The following is a 23,932-nucleotide window of genomic DNA, read 5'->3' as shown; positions in this document are numbered from 1 at the left end:
TTTTTGGGTTTGTCAATTTAATTCTAACCAGAGGGGTGAGGGTGGCTCAACCCTTTTTTAAAACTCCCTTTTTACACAATTATATGGACTTAACTCTTTTTCTGCTCGTCAAATCCGATGAAAAAGGATTTATCATCTTGAATACTCTGATTGCTGTCGAGCACAACAAAATATCCGCTTGTATAGGGAATAAGCATGCGAAGCACTTTTAACAGCTTTTCAGCCATGATATCGATATTTCTGATTGCATAAATCTCCAATAAAATGTTGTTGATTGTATTCCATTCTGTTTCCTTCAGCATAACGAACCACCGCACCCAGAGAATTTATGCAATAAAAACAGAATATAAAATAATAAAGGACAAAGAAAATTCCTGCCAGAACTTCTTTGTCCTTTTAATAAGGATCATACCAAGTTATGGTGGTTTTTTCAATTTGCATTGTAAAACAAAAGTACCGTAAGTTACCACAAAAAAGTGCAGCAAAATGCTAAACGAGAATCGTTTTGCCGCATATCTCGCAAACAAGCAGGAAAATGGGACCGGTTTATTCTCGTATCCCAGAATCAGAACAACAGGAGCTTATCGGGCGGAAAGCAGGCAAAAAGCGAATGCCCTCCTTTTTTCATGTATTCCCAGCGCTCCTTGTCCACAATGGCCTGGAGGAGAACATCCCTGGTGCGTTTTATAAGCAGCCGGAAAAACAGGGTGGCTGTAAACCGATCCTCCAGTATCCTGACAATCTCGCACATAAAGCTGTTGACGCCTGGGCTGGTTGAAATGCGCACATGCTGGGAGCGAATACCCACATGGGAAACCTTCTGCTTGCCCCCGCATTCCAAAAAGCACCCCCACTGGGGCACCAGGATCATATTCTCCTGAACCCTTATGGCCTCGCTCACATTCCGAAGGCCCAGAATCCTGGCCGCCGCAAGGTTGGGCGGATGATCAAAAAGCCTTTCCCGGGCGTCAAAGGCCAGCATTTTACCGTTTTCCATCACCAGGATGTTATCGCTTAAGCGGTAGGCCTCGTCCATGTCATGGGTGACCATCAGATAATTATTGCCATGGAGCAGGCCAGGGAGTTTTTGCTGCATCTGCTCCCGTAAAATCCCGTCAAGGGCCGAGAAAGGTTCGTCCAGAAGGATCAGCTCCGGCTCGGCAGCCATCATGCGCGCCAGCGCCACCCGCTGCTGCTCCCCGCCTGAAAGCCTTACAGGATAGGCTTCTTCCAGCCCCAAAAGATGGAATTTCTCAATGAGCTCGCGCACCCTCTTCTTACGGTTCCACGCGTTTTGAAGGGCAATCTCGATATTTTCGGAAACGGTCATATGGGGAAAAAGGGCATAGTTCTGAAACAAGTAGCCAACCCTTCTTCTCTCCGGAGGAAGGTTGATGCCCCGCTCCGAATCAAAAAGCACCCTGTCATTGAGGACAATCCTTCCCCTGTCGGGCTTTTCAATACCGGCGATGCACTTTAAGGCCATGCTCTTTCCGCTGCCCGAAGGTCCCAGAATGCTGACGTTCTCCTGGTCAATCTCCATCCGAATATTCATGGTAAACTGGGTGAGCTTCTTTTCGATATCCACCGAGAGCTTCATGGACTCACCTCCCTGAAACCGTGGCTTTGGATCTGAAGCTCCACAGGCCCTGGAGCACCATGCATAGAAGGGACAGCAGCATGATCAGGCCAACCCATGCCAGGGCGGTTCTCATGTCCCCGCCTTCCACGGCAAAGAATATGGCGATGGGCAGGGTTTGGGTCTTTCCCGGGATGTTGCCGGCAATCATCAGGGTGGCCCCAAACTCGCCCAGGGTGCGGGAAAAGGACAGAACGGTCCCTGCCATTAGCCCGGGCAGGCTCAGGGGCAGCAGGATTTTCATAAAGATGGTACGTTTGGACAGACCCAGGGTGCGCGCCACATCGATGACCGACCGGTCCACTTGCTCAAAGGCGCCCCTGGCCGTCCTGTACATCAGTGGGAAGGCCACCACAGTACCTGAAACCACCGTGGCCGACCAACTGAAGATGAGGTTCATCCCCATGCCCTTCAGAAGCTGACCTAATGGGCTGTTGTTACCCAGAAGCAGAAGCAGGAAAAAACCCAGAACGGTGGGCGGAAAGATCATAGGGAAGGTAAACAGCGCATCCACGATCCCCCTGACCCGCTGCGGCAGGTTCATCACCCATCGGGCAGCCCCAATGCCCAGGAAAAAGACGATAACCGTGGTGACCAGTGTGGTTTTGAACGAAATCCAAAGGGGCGTCAGATCAAAAGTCATAAGCATCACCCGAAAGGACCGTGAACCCGTATTCTTCAAATATCGCTGCGGCTTCCTCGGAGAACAAAAACTTCAGCATTCTCTGCGCCTCCTTTACCTGGCCGCCTTTGATAACACCCGCCGGATAGACAATGGGCGAATGGCTTTCCGGGGGCGCCTCTGCGGCAATTCTCAAACCTTTTGCGCTTAAAACATCGGTGGCATAGACCATGCCGGCCTGGGCATTCCCCGATTCAACCCATGCGGCCACTTCCTTCACATCCTTGGCATAAACCGCTTTTTGCTTTATGCTTTCATCCATCCCAAAACAGGATAATGCCTCAAGGGCATACTTGCCCGCCGGTACGCTGCCGGGCTCACCCAGCGCCACGACCTTAACCCTGTCGGACAGAAGGTCATCAAACCCATTGATATTAAGCTCATCCTTCGGCGTTACCAGCACCAGGCGATTCTGAAGCAGGTTATAGCAGGTGTCCTCATGCAATAGCCCCTTGTTCTTCAGTTGTTCCATATTGTCAACGGCGGCGCTGATGAACAGATCCACGGGCGCCCCCTGCTCAATCTGCCTTTGCAGGGAACCGGAGCCCCCAAGGTTTACAACCACCTGGGTTTGAGGATACTTTTCCTGGTAAAGCGCCGTTATCTCCGCCAACACATCCTTCAGGCTCTGGGCTGCGGACAGGGTCAGGGTGACGGGTTTTTCTCCCGACCCCATCAAAAGGCTTACGGCAAACAGAGCCACAAGCAGCAAAAAGCCGAACAGATAGAATCCAGACTTTTTCATTCCACCATCTCCATCCGCATCACGCCTGAAAACTCCCGAAGCAATTCAGCGGCGGCCTCCCTCTTTATACCCAGGTCAAAAATCCGCTCCCCCACGGCCACGAATTTCTGGAAATCGCAGTTTCCGGCCCGTTCGCCCAGGCCCTGGAGGGTGCAGTCCACATAGAGTGCGCCGGCCTTTGCCGCTTCCAGGGAATTGGCCACGGCCATACCCAGATCGTTGTGGACATGGATTTCCAGGGGCATGCCGGTATAGTCCAGAAGGTTCTTGATGCTGTCGGCCGTTCTGCCGGGGGTGAGGACCCCCACCGTATCCGCAAACCGGACATAAAGTACACCATAGGTCTCCAATTGCTTCATGAGACTTGCCATAAAGGAGATATCGGCCCGGGAAGCATCCTCAAAGCCCACGGTAACGTCAAAGCCCGCCGAACGGGCCAGGTCCACGCAGCGAAGCAGCTCGTTCTCAAGCCATCGCTTGTTCTTCCTGAGCTTGGTATAGATCTGCACATAGGAGACGGGTACACCGATATGGATGATGTCGGGACAGCATTCCATGGAATGCCGGATATCCTCCGCGTTCATCCGGTTCCATACCGAGATCTTCGCATTTTTCCGGATGGCCAGGATCCGGGTGATGGCCTCCTTTTCCACCCGTCCTACCGCCGGAATTCCCGCCTCAATCTGATAAATGCCGCACTGATCCATCAGCGCGGCAAGGCGTACCTTTTCTTCCACGGTGAACACGATACCCGCGCTCTGCTCCCCATCCCGTAAGGTGGTATCCACGATGAACCGTCTAGGCTTCATGCCCGGCCACCTCCTTGAGCAATAGCAGGAACTCGGCTTCCGACACGCCCCTTTTCTCCTCAATGCTCCGGTTTCTGATCTTTTCCAGGAGCAGGGCGGCTTTCTGGTCGCTGAGCTCCACTCCCTGTTCTTTTGCCTTGATCCTGACCGAGCATCGGCCCGAATGCTTGCCCAGGACAATCTTCCGCTCTTTGCCCACCCATTGGGGCGGATAGGGCTCATAGACCGAGGGATTCTTGACGAGGCCGTCGGCATGAACCCCGGACTCCACCGTAAAGATGCGGCTGCCCAGCACCGCCTTGTTTGAGGCCACCTTCACAGGAGCCATCTCTGAAAGCAGCGCCAGAATGCGCGGAAGAAGGGTTAAATCCGCTCCACTCTTCTGCCGGAAAGCAATGCGTATCCCCAGGCTCACTTCCTCGAAAGCGGCATAACCGCCCAGGCCCATGAAGCTCACCCCGACATTTCTCCCTCCCTGGGCGATCCACTCCAGGGCCAGGGCTGTGGCGCAATGGTAATCATTTTCCGGGCAAAACCACATATTCTTGCCGAAGAGGGCCATCAGTTTCTTCATCTCCCTGGCGTAGGGCCACAGCAGTAAATCATCCAGTCCGGTGACGCATATGTATTTAAAATGCTGAAACCTCTTTAACAACTCAATCTCCTTCACATCGTTGACTTGGATCTCATGGATGAAACGAAGATCTCCGGTTTCCTCCCCGAACCTGGAGATATAGTAGTCGAAGCCCGGAAATTCAGCGGCTTCCTCGCCGTGATGGACCCGCAGAATGGCCTTGACGTCATCGGGTACAGTCCCCATGAGGCGATAGGCCTCGACGGGAATCTCCACCCAATCGGCACCTGCCCTGGACAAAAGCGTCACCAGTTCGGCCAGCTTGTTTCCCGTTATGGTTTCACGGCCATATTCCAGGGTTGAAAGCGTCCTGTCCAGCAGTCGGATCAATGCCCTTCCTCCTTCCCGGCTGTTTCATGTCGCATGGCAGTGGAGCGGGGCCCATCTGTCGTTTCGCTATATGAGAAGGCGCTCTACCTTTTTGTCTCCTTCCAGGTGACTTTCCACAATCTCCGGAACATCCTCCACGGTGACATTTCCGTACCATGATCCCTCAGGATAGATGACGACAATGGGCCCTTTGTCACAGATACCAAAGCAGCCCGTGATGGTGACCATCACATCGTTTGACAAATCCCTGTCCTCTATTTCCTCCATAAATCGCTGCACGATGGATACGGCCTCCTTGCTGTGGCAAAAGCCCTTTTGGGTGCCGTTGGGCCTGCAGCTGGTGCAGACAAACACGTGATATTTGGGTTGTATCATTTTTAAACCGCCTCCTCGCCCGTCATTTCTCTGGCTATTTTGGCAATGGCCTCATGGATGCCGTCATAGGTGGTATAGGTATGTATGCCTTTTTCCTCCAGCCGCCTTTGCGGGGCCACGCCTATTCGCAGGGCAATGACGCCCTCGCAGTCATGGAGTGCTTTGAGGATCCTGGTCATCTTATCCTCCTGGGAATCGCAGGCATCCATGCCTCCCGTGCAATACTGTCCGATAGGACGCCTTTCGATGTAGGCCACTCTTCCGTCATGGTACTCGTAGATCAGGAACTCATCTACCTTCCCAAAATGCTGATCCACCAGTATGCCGCTCCTGGTGGCCACGGCAAACCGCAGGCCCTTTTTCTCCCTTGGAACTTCCTGAACAGGCTCTTTTTTCCCGTACAGGATCAGGGACTGATCCTCGCCCAAAAGGCCCACCGCGTCTGCCCGGCACTGCTTGCAGTGATACATCTGGGGCAGTATCCGTTCGCATCTTTTCCTTATCTCATTAATGGTTTTGGCGCTGACCATTTCCAGGTGTTCAAAGGCGCTGCCCTTGACGGGGATCAGCTGCATGATGTTGGTGATGGCTGCGCCCAGGCTCTTGACCTTCTCCACCACCGTTTCAATATGGTGGTCGTTGATGCCCTGGAGCACCACGCAATTGACCTTGCAGGTGACGCCCCTGGATGCAAGAAGCTTGAGACCCAGAAGCTGGTTTGAAACCAGCATGGCCGCCCCGGCCATTCCCGAATAGCGCATGCCCATCATGGTGACGTGGGAATAGATTTGGCTGGCAATCTCCACATCCACCGCGTTGATGGTAATGGTCACGTGGGAGACGCCCAGAGCCACCAGCTCATCCGCATACTGGGGAAGGGCAAGGCCGTTGGTTGAAATGCAGAAGATGACGTTTGGGTCATGTTCACGGATGAGCCGGAGGGTCTCCCTGGTTTTGTCAAAATCGGCCAGCGCGTCCCCGGGCCCGGCAATGCCTACAACGGTGAGATTACTCAGCCGCTTCTTGGCATCCAGGAAGCGCTGCAGGGCTTCTTCGGGCGTAAGGACCTGGGAGGTCACACCAGGGCGGCTTTCATTGGGGCAATCGAATTTGCGCACACAGTATTTGCACTGGATATTGCAGTCGGGAGCCACCGGCAAATGGATTCGGGCATACCGGTGAGCACCCGTGCAGCTGAAGCAGGGATGCAAATCGGTAGCACTCACGCCGCAAGCCTGGGGGGCCTCAACCTTGCTGTCCTTGAAATAGGTCTCAAAAAGTGCCTTCCGATAGTTCCCTTCCTTTATCTTAAGCAGGGTATTGGTCAGGGAATCCAGCAGGTTGAGCGAGCCCGAATAGCCCAACGTGGAAATCCTCTGCCCCCCTACCCTGTCGTGGATGGGGAAAGCGCATCGAACCAGGGGTATGCCATGCTTTTCCTCAATGCGCCGGGCATCGGAGCTTCCGATGAACAGATTGGCCTTCTTCTCAAGGGCCAGCTCCTCAATGCGCTCGAAATCGGCTTTGTCCAACACCGCATATTCCTCGTCAAAAAGCCCGGGGGCTATTTTGCCAATCTCGTCATGAAGAAGCTCCAAAAGCCTTGGGCTGGAGGTTCCGGTGGCGCTGACCACGGGTAAAAGGCCGTTTTCGCAGCACAGCCGGACCATGGAATAGACAAAATCCGGGTCGCCGAAAACCACGGCCCGTCCCTCGGCATTGTATTTATGGGAGTCAATCATGGCGTCGAGATAGCGTCCCTGCTCGCCTTTAAGCCTTTCGGGTATGGGCGCGCCGCTTATCTCCGACAGAAGCTTAATAAAGGCATCTGTATCCCTTAAACCCACCGGCGGGCCTAAGCGGACCAGGGGTACCCCATAGGCCTCCTTCAGATACTCACCGGGAGAATCCTCCGGGGGGCAGAACAGGGACAACTCGATGGTCAGCCTGGAGCCCGCCATCAGCGAAATCTCCTCCAGGGTGGTACCGTTATCGGGAAGCCGGCGGTAGCTTTCCTCATACCCGCCGTCCAGGTTGTCGGAGGCATCGGGCAGAAGAATGTACGCTATGGGGAACAGGGAAAGGATATCCTTGAGGGTCCGCACATCGGCCGGGCTCAGCATGCCGGTGATGATATTGATCCGATCATGTTTTTCTTTCTTCATGTCAACATGCCGAAGGATACTGCGCAGGGTCCGGAAATAGCCCTCGAACTGGGTACCCATGTATCCACCCGAAGACACGGGAATGAGCCTGACCCTGCTTTCGGGATACTGCGCGTGGTACTTTTTGATAATCCCTTCAATATCCTCGCCGATGGTCTCCGAGAGGCAGGTGGTGGCAATACCCACCACATCGGGATCATAGAGCCTGCAGAGATTATGGATACCCTTGATGAGGTTCTTCTCCCCACCGTAGACGGTACCCTCCTCGGTCATGCTTGACGAGGCAATATCCACGGGCTCGTTGTAGTGGGTGGCCATATGCCGCCGGATATAGGTACTGCAGCCCTGGGAGCCATGGAGCAGGGTCATGCACCGGGCAATGCCGTAGAAGGCATGGACGGCGCCCATGGGCATGCACATCTTACAGGGGTTCACGGTCAGACTTTTGAGTTTTTTGCTCATGCTATCACCTCACATACTGCCAGACCGGGCTGTTGACCGAAAGCTGGAGCTCTTTGACAAAGTTCCGGACGCCTACGAAACCGGCCAATGGGTGCCTGCGCTCATGGTTGTGATCCAGGAAGGCCACGCCCAGCTTGTAGGCCAGGGGGCGTTCTTTTACGCCGCCCACCAGCACATCCGCCTGCTTTTCTCGGATAAAATACTCCAGCTCTGCCGGATTGGCATCGTCCAGCACCACGGTGCCCTCCCGAACCAGGCTGTTGATGATGTCGTAGTCCTCCTTCCTGCCGGTCTGGGTGCCCACCACCACGGTCTCCATGCCGATTTCCCTGAACTGCTTGATAAGGGAGATGGCCTTGAACCCGCCGCCCACATAGATGGCCGCCTTTTTTCCGCCCAGGAGCTCCCGGCTCCGGCACAGAACGGGTTCCAGCGCCCGGGTTTCCCTGGCGATGAGTTCACGGGCCTTTTTCTCGGCCTCCCTGTCCCCCAGCGCCTGGGCGATATGGATCAGGGACTGGCTGGTGTCTTCGATACCGAAGAAGCTGACCTTGATCCAGGGAATGCCCATGGCCTCCTCCATGCGCTTGGCAAGGTATGTCATGGAGCCTGCACACTGGACGACGTTCAGCGCGGCTTCCCCCGCATGCATCAGTTCTTCGCAGGTTGCATCCCCGGTGATTCTGGCCACCACCTTAACACCCATTTCCTCAAGGTAGTTCTTGATAATCCACATCTCGCCGGCCAGGTTGAAATCGCCCAGGATATTGACGCTGCCGCCTCGTTTGGGGGCCTTGGGCGCCCTGGAGAGAAGCTCCATCAGGGCATTGCATGCCATCCTGTAGCCCACCGATTTATGGCCCGCAAAGCCCGGGGACATGACCGGGATGACAGGGATGCCGAACTTCTCCTCCGCCCTTTTGCAGACTGCTCGCACGTCATCGCCAATGACGCCCACAATACAGGTGGCATAGACGAAGATCACCCTGGGGGAATGGACCCGGGTCACTTCCGACAGGGCTTCCCAGAGCTTTTTCTCACCGCCGAAGATCACGTCCTGTTCGGACAGGTCCGTGGAGAAGCTGTTTCGGTACCATTCCGCACCACTCGAAAGGCTGCCGCGGATATCCCAGGTGTAACTTGCGCAGCCGATGGGTCCATGGACGATGTGAAAAGCATCGGTGATGGGATTTAATACTACTCTTGCCCCGCAATACACACAGGCGCGCTGGCTGACGGCTCCCGACAGGCTCTCGGTATCGCACTGGATGGAAACCGAGCCGCAGCTTCCTTTCTGGTGTATGAATCCCTGACGCTCTTCAAGCAGCAAGCTCTGTGCCTTCATCATGACCACCTTCCTTTCTCTGGAGCCGGACTACATGACCAGCTCCAGGTCCTCGTCGGCGCAGTCCCTGTCCTGGCGATCCATCAGGGCATTGAGGATCATTTCCACCAGGCGCATGGCGCCGCGATAGCCCACCAGGGGCATATAGGAATGCACATAGCGATCCAGAATGGGGAATCCGGCCCTGACCAGGGGAATATCCTCGGCCTTGGCAATCTGCTTGCCGTAAGAGCCGCCGATAAGCAGATCCACCCTATCGTTTTTGATCCACTGATGGAGCTCGAACAAATCGGAGAAGGCCTTGGCGGTGCAGCCGGTAACGCCGAACTTGCTGAACAGTTCCTGAGCCTTTTCAGTAAAGGCTTCGCCGGGGGTTCCCGTGATGACATACTTGGGGATCATGCCCATCTCCAGCACCAGCCCCGTAATGCCCAGGACGGTGTCGGGATCGCCGTAGATGGCTACCGACTTGCCATGGAAGTAGGGATGGGAATCCAGCAGGATATCGATGAGCTGTCCGCGCTCTTCCTCCAGGGCATAAGGCACCTCATGGCCCGAGAAGTTTGATAGGGCCATGATGAACTGGTCGGTGGCCCCGATGCCCATGGGCAGCGGCAGAAGCTTGTAATCCACACCGCATTTTCGTTTCAACTCATTGGCAGGATCCTCGCAGGCCAGCTCTCCCAGGGCCAGAGTCAGGGGGCTGTCGCCCATGGCGATGATATCGTCGATGCGGGTGCCTCCCGGCGGATACATGGTGTACCTTCCCAGCATAGGCGCGTCCAGCACACCGCTGGTATCGGGAAGCATGATGAAGGGGATACCCATCAGATCCAGGATGCGCTTGATCTCGCGCATGTCGCCGGGATTGACAAAACCCGGAATGATATTGAGTCTGTCATGCTTGCGCCCCGTAGACCGGGACAGGTATTTGATGAAGCCCGCAATCATATTGCCGTAACCGGTGATATGGGAGCCCACATAGCTGGGCGTATGGCAATGGACCACGTATTTGCCCTCTTCAATATCCATGTCCTGAATGAAGGCACCCACGTCGTCGCCGATGGTCTCGCTCAGGCATGTGGTATGTACAGCGATAATGTCGGGCTTATAGATATCAAAGATGTTCCTGACGGCTGTCTTTAAGTTGCTGCCTCCGCCGAAAACCGACGCGCCCTCGGTGAAGGAACTGGAGGAGGCAATGGCCGGGTCCTTGAAATGCCGGGTCAGGAAGGTGCGATGGTAGGAACAGCAGCCCTGGGAACCATGGCTGTGGGGCATGCACCGATGGACGCCGAGGGCGGCGTACATGGCCCCCACCGGCTGACAGGTCTTGGCCGGGTTGATACGAAGGGCCGTTCTTTCGGTAATTTCCTTTGGTGTCAGGTCAAGCATTCATACCACCTCCTGCAAATGGCCTTCTATCATGGGGCTGTTTTTCCAGGGCGCCTTGACCAGACCCCATGCGGGAGTGGTCAGACCCATGAGCACATCCCGGCCGAAATTGACCGCTCCGTTGAATCCGGCATAGGGACCGCTGTAATCGTAGGAGTGAAGCTGCCTGGAAAGGATGCCGGCCTTCTGGATCACATATTTGTCCTTTATACCCGAGAAGAAGATATCGGGCTTGAGTATCCTGATGATTTCCTCGGTCTCAAAATGGTTCATGTCGTCAATGATGATGGTCCCTTTCTCCATGTCCTTGATCATGCCCTCGTAATAGTCCAGGGGAATCTCCTTTCTGAGCTTCTCATACTGTTCTTCGCTCAGATACAGGCGATAGCGCCTCTCGTCTTTCTCGATCCTGAGGGATTCGATATTCTTGCTGTCGGCGTCCTCCTTGATGAACGGAAGCACTTCCCGGCCCTCGTAGTCGTCCCTGTGGGCAAACTCGTAGCCGGCCATGATGGTTTCCACACCAAAGTCCTTGAGCAGCTTCTGGTAGTGGTGGGAACGGGAACCGCCAACGAACAGCGCGGCAGTTTTGCCCTTGAGCTTGGACTTGTAATACTCCATCTCGTCGTGAATGGCTGCCAACTCTTCGGCGATGACTTCCTCGGTCCTGGCCGTCAGCTCGGGATCGTTGAAGTAGCGGGCGATGTCCCGCAGGGACTTGACAGTGGAGGACACACCAATAAAGTTGACCTTGAGCCAGCTGGTGCCGTACTTATCCTTGAGCATGTCGGCCACATAGTTGATGGAACGGTGGCACTGCACCAGGTTGAGATGGGCGATATGGGCGTTTTCAATCTCATGGATGCTGGAGTCGCCGGGGATATTGACCACAATATCGTAGCCGATGCGCTTCAGAATCCGCTCCACTTCCCAGGCATCCCCACCGATGTTGTACTCGCCGAGGATATTGATGGAGTACTTGGTGGGCACCCTGTCGCCGGTGCCGATGATGTGGCGCATCAGGCCGTTGTTGGCGATATGATGGCCACCCGACTGGCTCACGCCCTTATACCCTTCGCAGCTGAAGGCCACCACCTTGCGGTTGTACAGCTTTTCGGCCTCGGCGGCCACCGCATGGATATCGTCGCCAATAAGGCCTACGGGGCAGGTGGCGCAGATCATGATGGCATCGGGGTCAAAGATCTCCACCACTTCCTTGATGGCCTGCTTCAGCTTCTTTTCGCCGCCGAAGACGATATCCGGCTCCTGCATGTCGGTGGAGAAGCAGTATTCCACAAAGTTCTTGGTATGCTTATCCCCCCTGGCCTTGTTGCGCCGGGTACCCCAGGAATAGAAGCCGCAGCCTATTGGACCATGGGTGATGATGGCCACGTCCTTGATGGGCCCCAGCACCACGCCCTTGCACCCGGCGTAGCAGCAGCCGCGGTTGGTCATGATACCGGGAATGGTACGCGTATTGGCCGATATCTCGTGGTTGTCCTCGGTTTTTTCAATGATGTGAAGCTTTCTGTTTTTATAGACACGGGCGCTGTATTTATCAAGAATCCTGTCAACCTTGCTCATCTTATCACCTCCTAATAGGCGTCTGTGGCCGCTTCACCTGTCCGGATCTGGTAGTTTTCCAGGATGGGAAGCACGAAGATCTTGCCGTCGCCCCTGTTGCCGGTCTGATTGGCGTTGATAATGGTTTCCACAGCCTTTTCAACCTGGTCATCCGTCACGATGAGGGTGAACACACGCTTGGGAATGAGCCGTACGCTCTCGGTCAGGTGCTCTCCCAGCGGCGATACCGGCAGCTCGCCTTCCTGGATGATGTTCTCAACCAGGGAAAAATCCACGCTCTTCTTTCCGCGTCCCAGCACCTTTCTGCAGGTGAAGGCGGGAAAGCCGTTTTCGGCAAGGGCCTTTTTGGTCTGATTGACCTTATTGAGCCTGATAATAGCGATAACCTCTTTCATACAACTTCCTCCTTGCGGCTGCCTGTCACATTACAGGCCCTTCTTGCCCGTACTGATGGTATAGGCCTCCAGTACGGGGCTGACAAAGATTCTGCCGTCGCCGAACTGACCCTTTTCCCCTGTTCTTGCATTGCGCATGATAATTTTTATCACGTCGTCCTTGTCCTCATCGTTTACCACCATGAGCAGCATTTCCTTGGGGATCTCGTCATAGAACACATCCCCCACCTTGACGCCCTTCTGCTTGCCCCGGCCGAATACATCCATCTTCGTAACGGCCGGAAAACCGGCCAGCATGAGCTCGTTGAGCACCGTATTGACCTTCTCAGGCCTGATAATGGCACGTATCATTACCATAAAAAGCTTCCTCCCTTTCTTTAGGCATCCAGTATGCCGTATTCCATCATGAGCTGTTCCAGGCGCTCCTGTTTCATGGGCTTGGGTATGACAAACATGTCGTTGCCGTCGATGGCCCTGGCCAGTGCCCGGTATTCGTCGGCCTGAGGAGCGGTGGGATCATAGTCGATAACCGTCTTCTTGTTGATCTCTGCGCGCTGCACGATGTTGTCCCTGGGCACGAAGTGAATCATCTGGGTGCCCAGTTCCTTGGCAAAGGCCATGATGAGCTCCTTCTCACCGTCAACCTTTCTGCTGTTGCAGATGATACCGCCCAGGCGCACGCCGCCGGTGTTGGCATATTTCCGGATACCCTTGCAGATGTTGTTGGCCGCATAGAGAGCCATGAGCTCGCCGCTGGCCACGATGTAGATTTCCTGGGCTTTGCCCTCGCGGATGGGCATGGCGAATCCGCCGCAGACAACGTCGCCCAGAACGTCGTAGAAGACATAGTCCAGATCGGTTTCATAGGCGCCCAGTCTTTCCAGAAGGCCTATGGAGGTGATAATGCCTCGTCCTGCGCAACCCACGCCGGGCTCGGGACCGCCCGACTCCACACACTTGATACCGGCAAAACCGCTTTTCATGATGGATTCCAGCTCGATGTCCTCACCCTCTTCCCGGAGGGTATCCAAAACGGTTTTCTGAGCCAATCCGCCCAGAAGCAGCCGGGTGGAGTCCGCCTTGGGATCGCAGCCAACCACCATGACCTTCTTGCCCATTTCACCAAGACCTGCGGTAAGATTCTGGGTTGTGGTAGACTTACCAATACCACCTTTGCCATAAATTGCCACCTGTCTCATAAACTCATCCTCCTCATCGCTTACATCATCACTTGAACCTTTTTCAGAACATCAAACTCCCTGAATGCTTTGCGTAGTTTAGAAAGGTCTTAAGGAGCAGCCCCTTTGCTTAAGCAAGTTCTTCTGCAAAAACCCTGTAACTGAAAAGGCGCCTTCAAGCGTTGCTTGTAAGGCGCCTTTGCCGGATAAACCGTCTTCTGGAATTCCAATATTTAGATGAATCACTGCTTTGCTTAAATTATACCGGGTCCGGATCCCGTTTACTATGCACGCGTTTGTATAAGGTTTACAACCAAAAAAATGCTTTTTTATACAGACTTAACAAAAAGGATATTGTTTCAACATGATGTCCGATGCAGCCGTAAACATACTCTGTTAAGAAAGCTGCCTTTCACGGAGATGGGGACGTCCAGAACTCCCATGCATCATAGCTCAACATAATTTACCTTTTCGCCTTTTCCGAAAAAATGTTTCCTATTCTTTACAGTTGTAAGATGGCCTTGGGCTATATCTGGGATAGCATAAATCTCTCGACTACTTGTCCTTCTTTCGCCTCCCTGGTTCTACTCAGTCCTTTCAGTAATTGGCTCTTATAAATAACGAAATATTTCTTGACAAAACATCAAAATATCGATATAAATTTAACTCCGTCAATTTATTTTGAAGAGCCATATCAAGATCTTCAAAAGCAGTAGATTTTAGAAGGCTCCTTGTTTCATCATATGAAAATTCCGCAACTTTTTTTCTGTTCCATAACCCTTTATTTGCAGGACATTTTTCCTGACACCTGATGCATCCTATTAAGCTATGATGCCAATCATGATGTATCCATTCAGGTATTGCATCCTTCCTTTCATTATAGAAAGTCAGGCATCTTTCGGCGGCTATTTGGGTTTTTTCTCTGTCGATAGCACCTGTTTGACATTGATTTATACATACACCGCATTGACTGCATCTATCCATCCGTAAATCTGCAGCTAGCTCAAGTTCCTCAGTACAAATCATATCTGTTCCGAATACGGTAAGACGATGGCACGACCCCATTCCTTCAATATACAGCAAATTATTTCTCCCGTATTTGCCAAAGCCGCACATGGCTGCGAGTATCTTCTTTGGAAGAACGACAGGCCATGATTTCAAATAATAACGTTCAAAGACGTTGCTTACTGTTTCCTTTATCATCGATAGCTGTTGATCCCTATATATGTAAACAGGCGGAATATCAGCCTCCAGAATTCCGAAATCCCATTCTATCTCGATATAACACGGAGGAGATGGAAGTGCAATGATAACCAATGATTTGATATCGGGATCCAATGAAAAGTCAAAATAATCCTTTAACATTCCATCATTCAGATCCGTCTTTTCCAACTGCTCACGAACAAACGGCAGTATGTTTATGGATACTGTTTTTACTTTCCCGCCAAGATTATCTATATTCTTAGTCAGTAATTCCTCTGTTTCGTTCATCAGCTGATTCCTTTCAACAAATGATAGGTCTGTATTCGCCGGCCTGATTTTGTGCATTATATTTGATAATTATACCATAAAATTCGTATAGCTTCTTATATTTAAAGTGGGTTTCCCATGGGTATCCTACTTAACCATAACTTGTATCCAACGGTCGATTTATCACAGGGGTATCCCTTGCAATCAAAGTCATATCATACATTTCCCTTGCCAGGGTAAAAGGATTGGCCGTTCCATGCTCTAGCTGTATATGGTTCCAAGAAACTCACGGATTGCTCTGTTCACCAGTTCAGGTTTGTCCGTATTGGAATTATGACCAGCCCCAGGAATCCATTGAATGGGTAGGCCTGTTTGATTTGCCCATGCCGTATTATAGCGTTTGGTATATCCGGCTTTATCTTTCTCACCGCATATCAGCAAAGCGGGACAGGAGATTTTATATGACAGATCGGCCTCAATTGCTTCGGCCAGAACTTTGAATCCATGAGACACCAGCTCACAATACTCTTTTTTCGTATAGCTGTCCATCATGGTATACATCAGCCGACGCCCATAATCGGTTTCCGCACATCCATTTGCACCGTATTTCTTTAAAAGAAACCATGGATATGCGCTGTACAGGAGCTTTGTATTTTTGAGCGCAGATAGCTCCCACTTTCTCAAGTATTTCCTTTGAAGCGGCGCAGAATCGATAGAAATGAAACCTGCAAGGCAGTCCGGATGTTTCTCCATCAATGCCTGAGCGACATAACCACCCATGGACTGTCCTATTATGACAGGTTTGGAAATACACTCCTGCATCATGATGCTGTGAAGCCATTCCGCTTTATCTTCAAGCGAGAAACTGAGCTCAAAAGGTCTTGAAGAACCATGTCCCGGCGCATCCCATACCAACAGATTGTAATCCTCTTTAAACTCTTCAACCTGTTTTTCAAACAATCGATGATCAGCCGTCAATCCCGGCAGAAATATAAGCCACGTTCTTTCCCGGGAAACAATACTGATCCAATAATGAATAGCCCCTTTTTGGGTATTGAACACTTTCTCTATCATTTTCACCCTGCACCTACCTTTGCGGTTTTCTGTCTGCAATAGTTCTTGCATGCTGGATTGCTTTACTGATTACCAAAGCAAGCCCCTCAGGGTTCTCCCAAGTCATGGCATGTCCTGCATTCTTTACGATTTCTATCTGAATGCCATGTGGTCTTCGACAGTGTAAGCAAAATCAGTGGGTTTGTCACTGTATCCCGCCCCCAAAAGATCCACGAGAATACGGCGATGATTCTTTAAAGGAGCCTGTGATGCAACCCCAGGATAATCAAATGAACCTGCACAGCCCAGTCCATGGATGAAAAGTATTGGCATATCGTCGCCGGGAAAATCATGATACCGCATGACATAACCGGTTTTAGGAATCAAATATTCTTTCATGGACAATCACCTTGTTCTTTATATAAGGGTTCCATTCAAAAACCACTGTTTTATTTACTCTCAGGAATATCGCACAGGAAACCGGCATATGGGAATTTATATAGCATGACCGGGGTACCGAACATATCGACAGCCTTACCTTTGGCTGTTCCATCCAAAATCTGCTCAGCGCCTTCAATAAGGCTTGCAATTAATTCGGGGTACACCGGGAACGAGCCATGGGATGGATATATCGTGTCGAACGCATCGGTAAGTCTTGACAGCTTCTTCAGGCTCTCAACGTACAGGGGCATATTCCTGTGTTCCTTAAACATGAAGATGTTTCCATCCTGAACGGAATCTCCTGAGATAAGGACCCTGTTGTTGATATCCAGCACGGCAATGCTGCCGGGTGTATGTCCTGGTATAAAAATGATTTTCAATGGTCTGTTCCCAAGATCGATGATGTCATCATCCTTCACAGGCAAAATAGCGCCCGAACCGCCATGGGCCCTATAAACACCTTCTTCGTCAGGATGCATGTAAAAACAATCGAAACCGCCGTTCCCTGAAATATGGTCCGTATCCGCATGCGTATTGAGCAGCATGACCGGCAGTTTTGTGATGCTTTCCGCAATTTCTTTCGCATTCGGCGTATTCATACCGCTGTCAATGAGCAGTGCTTTTTCCGTTCCTGTCAGTAAGAAAAATCGTACCCCGTTGTCTTCAATACGCCAGGTCGTGTCGTTTATTCGAATAATTTCAGCCATCCGTATCCCTCCAAATAAGAAGTTAACCTCGTAACACCGATAAAAGAGAAAAATAGATTTATCTAAGGATGGTCTCCCCTATAAATTCTTTCAGACACTTGCTTTTCTTTGCAGTATGCCATTGTGTCTATTTATCATCGATAATTCATACAGTCATCTTTTACTAAGGTCATACCTGATTTTAATGGTTGAACTTTTACCGCTGGGAGTTGTATGCAAAATCTCTAACCTTTTAATCAGTCTTTTTGCAAAACAGCTTTCGCTTCCTCACACCAGGCAAGATAGGCCCGATATGTTTCGATCCCGAACCTGACCGTCAACAAGTAGTATTTATGTTCTTCCTCGTCCTGAACCTTTTCCAGATTCGCTGCATACCCTTCAAGAATCAGAAGCTCATTTCGTATTTTCTCTTCGAACTTTTGGATATGATCCAGGATGCCTTCTCTGCCAAGCTCCCTGCCAAAAAAGAGCTTAAGCAATGTTTCATACCTAAGCTCATCTTTTTCCGCCGGCTTTACGAGCCATTCCCTGAGAAGCGCTCGCCCTTTCTCGGTGATAGAATAAATAATTTTGCCTCTTCCTGAACTCTCCTCTTCCTTTTCAACACAGCCATCCGCTTCCAATGCTTCAAGGGCAGGATAGATACTTCCGAAGCTTCCGCTCCAGAAAAACTTCAGCGAATGATCAATGCGCTTTTTGATCTCATATCCTGTAAGCGGTTCATGATTTAGAAGTCCAAGTATGACATAGTTTATCTTCTTTTCATTGGCCATTGATAAGCTCCTCCACAAAGCCGTTAAGTTTTCTCTCATTCTCTGATGCATCAGGATGGTTTCTGTCGGCAAGGGCAACCGTCGTCCTGAGATGAGCAAGTTTCTTTTTCAGGTACCTCACGCATTTATCGTTATCGCCGCCACCACTTAAGGTAAAAAGCGCAGTGACTTTATTTTTCACGTTAAATTTTTTCAAAAAGGCATTAACGGCCGGGGTTGCCTTGCCGGCCCATACGGGTGTGCCGAGAATTATCCTGTCATACTGTTCCGGATTCAGCGCCAATGGCTTCAGCTTTGCGCATACGCCAAAAGTCGCCTGCATGCCCCCAATAAAAAATTTCATCTTACTCTTCAGGATTTCCTTAACTGTCTGGAGTTGAAGAATATCGGCATGTAGTCTTTCCGCAATGCGCTCTGCAGCCTGCCTGGTGTTCCCTTCCAACGAATAATAGACAACCAGATCTTTCATAGCAGTCAAACCCGCCTTTCCGCTTTCCATGAATATGACAGCACATTTTTCGGACAACTGTCAACGCAAGCTCCGCACTGAATACAATCGCTGCATTGACAATGATTATTCTCCCTAATCATCTGTTCCACCCTAAGTCCCATCGGGCAGACCGTCTCGCATTTTTTGCATGAAATGCATTTCCTGTTATCGGCTGATACATGAAGCTGTGGGATATGGAGCATCTGCCCGATTTTCTCTCCAATCACCATGAACGGGACCATCCAGCATATGTAATGACAGGCCGCGCGTCGGCCATAAATCAAGGGTGGCCGAATCAAAAGCAGAATAACAGCGTAGTAAACCAAATAGTTGGCTATTTCGGTTACCGACACGCCATGATCAGTCATATAAAATACATCAACATGTAATGTCCCTTCGCCTGAAATAAAAGAGATGACGATGACGGCTATCCATACGGTCCAGATGACATATTTTATTGCTCTTCTTTTGCCCTGCTTTGCAGGTTTTCCGTTGACACCGGCCACACATTCCTGCAGACCTCCGGCAGGACAAAGATAGCCGCAAAAGCTCCTTCCCAAAAACATGGACAGAATCAACATAAGCAGGAATACAAAAAAGCTTCCGGTCAAAATATGCTCTGCCATTCCCATGATGATTATAGCGGGAGAAAAATACCACATCGTAACCGGAAACAGAAGCAAAGAAACCAATAAGACCAATTTCCTGATGGGTTGTCGTTTCATACACGTACTCCGTAACATCTTCATCAATATATCATTCTGATATATCATGCTTATATATTATGTCTATATACAGACTTTTGTCAATATCTCAGAGAAATAAAAAAGGTTTTCAGCATGGTGCCATCCAGTCCACCCTATATTTGCAATGGGAAATATGCAGTAACGGGGTAATATCAGGCTTGATATTTGCAGTTTATATTGGTATTCTCTCCTTGGGATTACAATATAATGAAATGCCTGCATAATAGGATGAGGAAGGGTTTGGGTGGTCGTTATGAAAAAGCGGTCAAAGTTATTGTCAGGATCCATCATCATGCTTATTCTGTGCATCATTTTCAGCGGGATATCCCCTTTGGTCGTATCGGCTGCAAAATCTAAGAATGAACCTTCCATCAAGGTTGAGGTGTATAACGGAAACACAGCCGAGCGTATCAATACGCTTTTCCCCTGGTTCAAGATCACCAACACGGGAGATGTCCCGATCCCATTGTCCGATATAAGCGCCAGGTATTACTACACAGCAGACGGCAATAAGAAACAAAGGTTCTGGTGCGACTGGTTCAGCAAGGGTGATACCGGCATGGTAACCGGAAAATTCAGCACGGTCGTATCAGATGCCGGCAATATTGACAGCTGTTTCGAAGTTGGCTTTAAAAGCGGGAATATCATGCTGCAGCCCGGTGAGAGTGTTGAGATACATATCCGAATCGCCAAGGAAGACTGGAGCGATTTCAACCAGGAGAATGACTATTCCTTCAACCGCTCAGCCAAGACCTATGTGGCGCAGAACAGGGTTCCCGGTTTCGTAAAAGGAAAACTCGTGTGGGGTAACGATCCTGCCAAAACTATTGCTGACGTTGCAAGCATACAGCTTGACAGGTATGAACTGACACTGAAGGTATCGGAATCCGCCCGGCTCCATGCAACGATCCTTTCTTTGGATATTTCAAAAAAGGACCTCATCTGGTCCAGCAGCGATACCAATGTGGCGGTAGTCGACAATAATGGCCTGGTATCAGGTAAAAAAGAAGGGACTGCCATCATTACCGTTTCAACAGCCGATGGGCGCATTAAGGACACCTGCAGGGTCCGCGTTATTGACACCAGTGCCCGGGGCATTTTTGAAGGACGGATAAAAGATGCTGTTACACACGCAGAAATCCCGGGGGCAGATATCCGTTTTTACAGGGAAAAAGGGCAAGGCTATGAGAAATCAGACCATGCAACATCCGATCCACATGGATTTTTCAGAATCCCGCTTCCTGTCGGCAATTACAAGGCTGTTGTAACCAAAGACAACTACATTGCGGCCGAAATCTATCTGTCCATCCAGGAAGATACGACCACATACATTCCCGATCTGTATATCGTACGCAATAAATACGCAGGAACTGGTACGGTGTCCGGAATGGTCAAAGACGCTCTTGACGGGTCGGGGGTTAAGGGCCTGTCCATAAAGTTCAGAGAGGGAATCAATGCGACAAAGGGCAAAATCGTAGCTGAAACAGTTACATCAAAAAGTGGCAGGTATTCTGTCGATCTGCCCGCCGGGAATTACACGGCTGAGGTTTCCGGGCCAAATTATATAAAAGAACACTTCAATATCATCTCGATTGGCGGCAGAGACACGGATAATCAGAACGGTACGGTAACGCCTGCCATGAAGAAAGGAGAGATGCGCATCGTTCTGACCTGGGGAGACTCCCCGCAGGATCTGGATTCGCACCTGGTAGGTACACTGTCCGATTCCACCAGCTTCCATATCTATTACAGCAAAAATGAAGCCTATTCCGAAGGCAAAAAGATTGCTGTCCTTGAGCTTGATGCTTCAAACGGTTATGGACCCGAAACCACTACAATTTATAAAGATACCGGCGGGACATATACGTTCCATGTCCATAACTTTTCAGCCCGTTCCAAAACATCGGACAAATCATTATCCAGTTCAGGCGCCCAGGTAAAGGTATACCGGGAAGGCTCCCTGGCAGCGATCTTTAATGTTCCGATAAACCAGGAAGGGAATCTCTGGACGGTATTCAGCATAAAGAACGGGAATATTAACCCCATTAACCGCATGTCCTGCGTTGAGGACGAATCAGAAATCGGTTCGCGTAAAAAATAAAGGGTTTGGTTGGATTGGGTATTAAAAACCGGCAGGTAACCGTATCGGGTTATCTGCCGGTTCTTTTCACGCTTCCCACTGGATAATCGGCTCTGAAGTTTGCAGCACGGCTAAATATCAACCCCGAGGAATATTCTGACGAGATACCCGATGCCAAAGGAAATGATTGCCACTCCCAGGCTGATGCCGGCCATTTCAAAGAATCTCTCTTTCAGCGGAAGATCCTTGGCCACCGAAATATAGAAATTAAAGGCAAGTATGATGATTATAGCTGCAATAATAGTGACCACCAGACTGAGCACATAATTGGAGAGGAAAAGGTAAGGAAGTACCAGAATCGCAACGGTGAAAATATAGGTTACGCCTGTATACAAGGATGATTTCAGAGCGCGGCCGCTATCCTGCTCTGTTCTGGTTGAAAGGTATTCCGATGCAGCCATGGAGAGTGAAGCCGCTATACCTGTTATCAGTCCTGAAAGTGCTATGAGCCGTGTATTCTTCAAAGCGAAGGTGAGACCGGCCAGCGTACCGGTCAGTTCCACCAGGGCATCATTCAGTCCAAGGACCATGGAACCTACATACTGAAGCTTTTCCTCTTCGATGATTGCAACCAGTTCTCTCTCATGCCTGTCCTCATCATTTGATAATCTTTTGAACTCCTCGATTTTTTCTCCAAGTTCCCTATATACTTTTTCCGAGCTTTTTTCGCCGCGCTCCATGAGCTTTATGCCAAATGTAATGCCCAATAGGGTAGATACGAAAGTGTAAAACCATACTTTCAGGAGATTGGGCTTTGCATCCGTTCCTGTAAACCTTTTCAGCACGTCGTGGTGCTTGAGCTCATCCCCTGCGATTTGCCGGAGAATCTCACTGTTTTTTCTATTCTTCCTGAATGAGGACAGCTTCAGATAAATGCGATGTTCGGTTATCTCATTTTTCTGGGCTTTTTTCAAGAACTTCATTGTATCGGCATCTATACTGTAACCCAATGCATTCACTTCTTTCTGAGATGAAATTATTTTGAATTCCTGGTTTTACCAGAAATTTTAGCATCCCGTGTTTTTTAAGTCAAACAAAGCAGGCATTAATATAGCAGGTCAAAATGATTTTTCGTTATTCAGACCGTCATTGCCAACAGCATTAACCGCTTTCCGCTTTTTTCGCCGCACACGGTTTATATGCCGTTCGAAATCGCCATTGCGCAGCAGCTCGGCAAGGACAAGCTGCTCAAACACAGGTACTGTACAGGAATAAAAGCCAAGCCGGCGCTGAAAATCTTCCAGCAGTTTTTCCGGCAGAATCATATAACCGATACGCATGGACGGGGCAATGGTTTTTGAAAAAGTATTGACATAAACCACATTGGAATCAGTGGTTATGGAAAAGAGCGGATCCTCCGGCTTTTTGGAAACTGTCAGTTCAGAATCATAATTATCCTCAATAATAAAACCATCCCTTTGTTTTGCCCAACGAAGGTATTCATGTTTTTTGGATATGCCGGCGGTAACACCGCTTGGAAAACTGTTGAACGGAGTGACATGCAATACGGTTGCATCTGTTCGTTCCAATTCTTTTGAAGCTATGCCGTCCTGCGTCATGGAAAGCATATCGCATTGTATGCCCATGGCTTCATAGACTTTCCTGATCTTGTCGTACGAGGGCTGTTCCAGGGCAAATTTTTTCCTGTCTCTGAAAAGCTGGGCAATCAGGCCATAAAGATATTCCGCACCGGATCCCACAATAATCTGTGACGGCTTGACGAATATTCCGCGGCTTCTGGCAAGATATAAGCAAATTTCGGTTCTCAGTTCATCACATCCGCTGTTGGGGGATTTTACAAAGATCCGATTCCCATAATGATTCAAGACTTTTCTCATGGTTTTGGCAAATACCGAAAACGGAAAGTCTCCCACACTGCTGGATTGTGGCTGGATTTCAGGAAATGTGATACTCTTCAATAACGGAGTTCCATGAAAATCAGATTTATTATAGATAACAAAACAGCCGCTGCGCTGGCGCGTTTCGATATAACCTTCTTCGCTCAGCAATGCAATCGCATGCTCAACGGTAACAACGCTTACACCGGTCTCCTCGGCAATGGTCCTTTTTGAAGGCAGACGGCTTCCATAAGGATAAACTTCGGATAGGATATCCTGTTTAATGAATTTATACAGTTGCATGTAGGCAGGTACAGATGACCTGGTATCGATATGATAGTTCATCTGGTTATATAAAATCCTCTTGTTCTGGTTATTTTTATAGTATCAGATTTATTGTATGCTTATTTCACGATTTTGTAAAGAAGACATTCAATAAATGGTCGTGTCAACTTGTTTTAGGTTTTATGTCACTGTCTGCCCCTCTTTTTGGGCAAGGATCATATGGCAAATCCATTATCCCGTATGGATCTAAG

At 50.2% G+C, this 23,932-nt stretch carries 24 protein-coding genes; 1 reads left to right on the top strand and 23 read right to left on the bottom strand.

Annotated elements, in window-relative coordinates; all coding sequences use genetic code 11:
* Positions 1-89: 89 nt before the first annotated feature.
* The 21 genes from F3H12_RS10585 to F3H12_RS10485 all read right to left on the bottom strand — a co-directional run bounded on the left by F3H12_RS10585 (position 90) and on the right by F3H12_RS10485 (position 19,298).
* Positions 90-302 (bottom strand): hypothetical protein, encoded by a 213-nt coding sequence (locus tag F3H12_RS10585; RefSeq protein WP_149679293.1) that lies wholly within the window; start codon positions 300-302, stop codon positions 90-92.
* 263 nt (positions 303-565) lie between these two features.
* The gene (locus tag F3H12_RS10580; protein ID WP_149679292.1) at positions 566-1,600 is read right to left on the bottom strand and encodes a sulfate/molybdate ABC transporter ATP-binding protein; all 1,035 of its coding nucleotides are present in this window, start codon (positions 1,598-1,600) and stop codon (positions 566-568) included.
* Between the two features lie 4 nt (positions 1,601-1,604).
* Positions 1,605-2,282 carry a molybdate ABC transporter permease subunit gene (gene modB / locus F3H12_RS10575; RefSeq protein ID WP_149679291.1) on the bottom strand — a complete coding sequence of 226 codons (678 nt, stop codon included), beginning with the start codon at positions 2,280-2,282 and terminating at the stop codon, positions 1,605-1,607.
* Complete coding sequence (gene modA / locus F3H12_RS10570; protein ID WP_149679290.1) at positions 2,272-3,066, bottom strand: molybdate ABC transporter substrate-binding protein; 795 nt, start codon at positions 3,064-3,066, stop codon at positions 2,272-2,274. The genes modB and modA overlap by 11 nt, the downstream gene beginning before the upstream one ends.
* A complete protein-coding gene (locus F3H12_RS10565; protein WP_149679289.1) occupies positions 3,063-3,875 on the bottom strand; it encodes a beta/alpha barrel domain-containing protein in 813 nt (270 codons plus the stop codon). Before F3H12_RS10565 ends, modA begins: the two co-directional genes overlap by 4 nt.
* Positions 3,865-4,839 (bottom strand): homocitrate synthase/isopropylmalate synthase family protein, encoded by a 975-nt coding sequence (locus F3H12_RS10560; protein WP_149679288.1) that lies wholly within the window; start codon positions 4,837-4,839, stop codon positions 3,865-3,867. Before F3H12_RS10560 ends, F3H12_RS10565 begins: the two co-directional genes overlap by 11 nt.
* A gap of 66 nt (positions 4,840-4,905) precedes the next feature.
* On the bottom strand, positions 4,906-5,214 hold the full coding sequence (locus F3H12_RS10555) for a 2Fe-2S ferredoxin (RefSeq protein ID WP_149679287.1): 309 nt from the start codon (positions 5,212-5,214) through the stop codon (positions 4,906-4,908).
* A gap of 2 nt (positions 5,215-5,216) precedes the next feature.
* On the bottom strand, positions 5,217-7,841 hold the full coding sequence (gene nifB, locus F3H12_RS10550) for a nitrogenase cofactor biosynthesis protein NifB (protein WP_149679286.1): 2,625 nt from the start codon (positions 7,839-7,841) through the stop codon (positions 5,217-5,219).
* A 4-nt stretch (positions 7,842-7,845) separates the two neighbouring features.
* A complete protein-coding gene (gene nifE, locus F3H12_RS10545; protein ID WP_149679285.1) occupies positions 7,846-9,189 on the bottom strand; it encodes a nitrogenase iron-molybdenum cofactor biosynthesis protein NifE in 1,344 nt (447 codons plus the stop codon).
* A gap of 27 nt (positions 9,190-9,216) precedes the next feature.
* On the bottom strand, positions 9,217-10,581 hold the full coding sequence (gene nifK, locus F3H12_RS10540; protein WP_149679284.1) for a nitrogenase molybdenum-iron protein subunit beta: 1,365 nt from the start codon (positions 10,579-10,581) through the stop codon (positions 9,217-9,219).
* Positions 10,582-12,165, bottom strand: coding sequence for a nitrogenase molybdenum-iron protein alpha chain (gene nifD / locus F3H12_RS10535; protein ID WP_149679283.1), 1,584 nt, complete (start codon positions 12,163-12,165; stop codon positions 10,582-10,584).
* Positions 12,166-12,176: 11 nt separating this feature from the next.
* On the bottom strand, positions 12,177-12,560 hold the full coding sequence (locus F3H12_RS10530; protein WP_149679282.1) for a P-II family nitrogen regulator: 384 nt from the start codon (positions 12,558-12,560) through the stop codon (positions 12,177-12,179).
* Positions 12,561-12,590: 30 nt separating this feature from the next.
* Entirely contained in the window at positions 12,591-12,917 is a 327-nt protein-coding gene (locus F3H12_RS10525) for a P-II family nitrogen regulator (protein WP_149679281.1), read from the bottom strand.
* 20 nt (positions 12,918-12,937) lie between these two features.
* Entirely contained in the window at positions 12,938-13,759 is an 822-nt protein-coding gene (nifH, locus tag F3H12_RS10520) for a nitrogenase iron protein (RefSeq protein WP_149679280.1), read from the bottom strand.
* 576 nt (positions 13,760-14,335) lie between these two features.
* Positions 14,336-15,229, bottom strand: a complete 894-nt coding sequence (locus F3H12_RS10515; protein WP_188118491.1) for a 4Fe-4S double cluster binding domain-containing protein — start codon at positions 15,227-15,229, stop codon at positions 14,336-14,338.
* Positions 15,230-15,469: 240 nt separating this feature from the next.
* The gene (locus F3H12_RS10510; protein WP_149679278.1) at positions 15,470-16,282 is read right to left on the bottom strand and encodes an alpha/beta fold hydrolase; all 813 of its coding nucleotides are present in this window, start codon (positions 16,280-16,282) and stop codon (positions 15,470-15,472) included.
* Positions 16,283-16,414: 132 nt separating this feature from the next.
* Positions 16,415-16,660, bottom strand: coding sequence for an alpha/beta fold hydrolase (locus F3H12_RS10505; protein WP_340162586.1), 246 nt, complete (start codon positions 16,658-16,660; stop codon positions 16,415-16,417).
* Between the two features lie 50 nt (positions 16,661-16,710).
* A complete protein-coding gene (locus F3H12_RS10500) occupies positions 16,711-17,409 on the bottom strand; it encodes an MBL fold metallo-hydrolase (RefSeq protein WP_149679277.1) in 699 nt (232 codons plus the stop codon).
* Positions 17,410-17,645: 236 nt separating this feature from the next.
* The gene (locus tag F3H12_RS10495; RefSeq protein ID WP_149679276.1) at positions 17,646-18,233 is read right to left on the bottom strand and encodes a PadR family transcriptional regulator; all 588 of its coding nucleotides are present in this window, start codon (positions 18,231-18,233) and stop codon (positions 17,646-17,648) included.
* Positions 18,172-18,651, bottom strand: a complete 480-nt coding sequence (locus tag F3H12_RS10490) for a flavodoxin family protein (protein WP_188118490.1) — start codon at positions 18,649-18,651, stop codon at positions 18,172-18,174. Before F3H12_RS10490 ends, F3H12_RS10495 begins: the two co-directional genes overlap by 62 nt.
* A 5-nt stretch (positions 18,652-18,656) precedes the next feature.
* Entirely contained in the window at positions 18,657-19,298 is a 642-nt protein-coding gene (locus tag F3H12_RS10485; RefSeq protein ID WP_279231999.1) for a 4Fe-4S binding protein, read from the bottom strand.
* Positions 19,299-19,671: 373 nt separating this feature from the next.
* Between F3H12_RS10485 and F3H12_RS10480 the strand changes: the two genes are divergently transcribed.
* Entirely contained in the window at positions 19,672-21,519 is a 1,848-nt protein-coding gene (locus tag F3H12_RS10480; RefSeq protein WP_149679273.1) for a cellulose binding domain-containing protein, read from the top strand.
* Positions 21,520-21,629: 110 nt separating this feature from the next.
* Here the strand turns inward: F3H12_RS10480 and F3H12_RS10475 are convergent, their stop codons facing one another.
* On the bottom strand, positions 21,630-22,481 hold the full coding sequence (locus F3H12_RS10475) for a VIT1/CCC1 transporter family protein (protein ID WP_243133267.1): 852 nt from the start codon (positions 22,479-22,481) through the stop codon (positions 21,630-21,632).
* Between the two features lie 135 nt (positions 22,482-22,616).
* A complete protein-coding gene (gene pdxR, locus F3H12_RS10470; RefSeq protein ID WP_243133268.1) occupies positions 22,617-23,699 on the bottom strand; it encodes a MocR-like pyridoxine biosynthesis transcription factor PdxR in 1,083 nt (360 codons plus the stop codon).
* Positions 23,700-23,932 lie beyond the last annotated feature (233 nt).

The sequence above is a fragment of the Thermoclostridium caenicola genome (assembly GCF_900142095.1).
Lineage (GTDB): Bacteria > Bacillota > Clostridia > DSM-8532 > DSM-8532 > Thermoclostridium_A > Thermoclostridium_A caenicola.
Note: the sequence above shows the minus strand (reverse complement) of the source record. Positions and strands in the feature narration are given on the sequence as shown.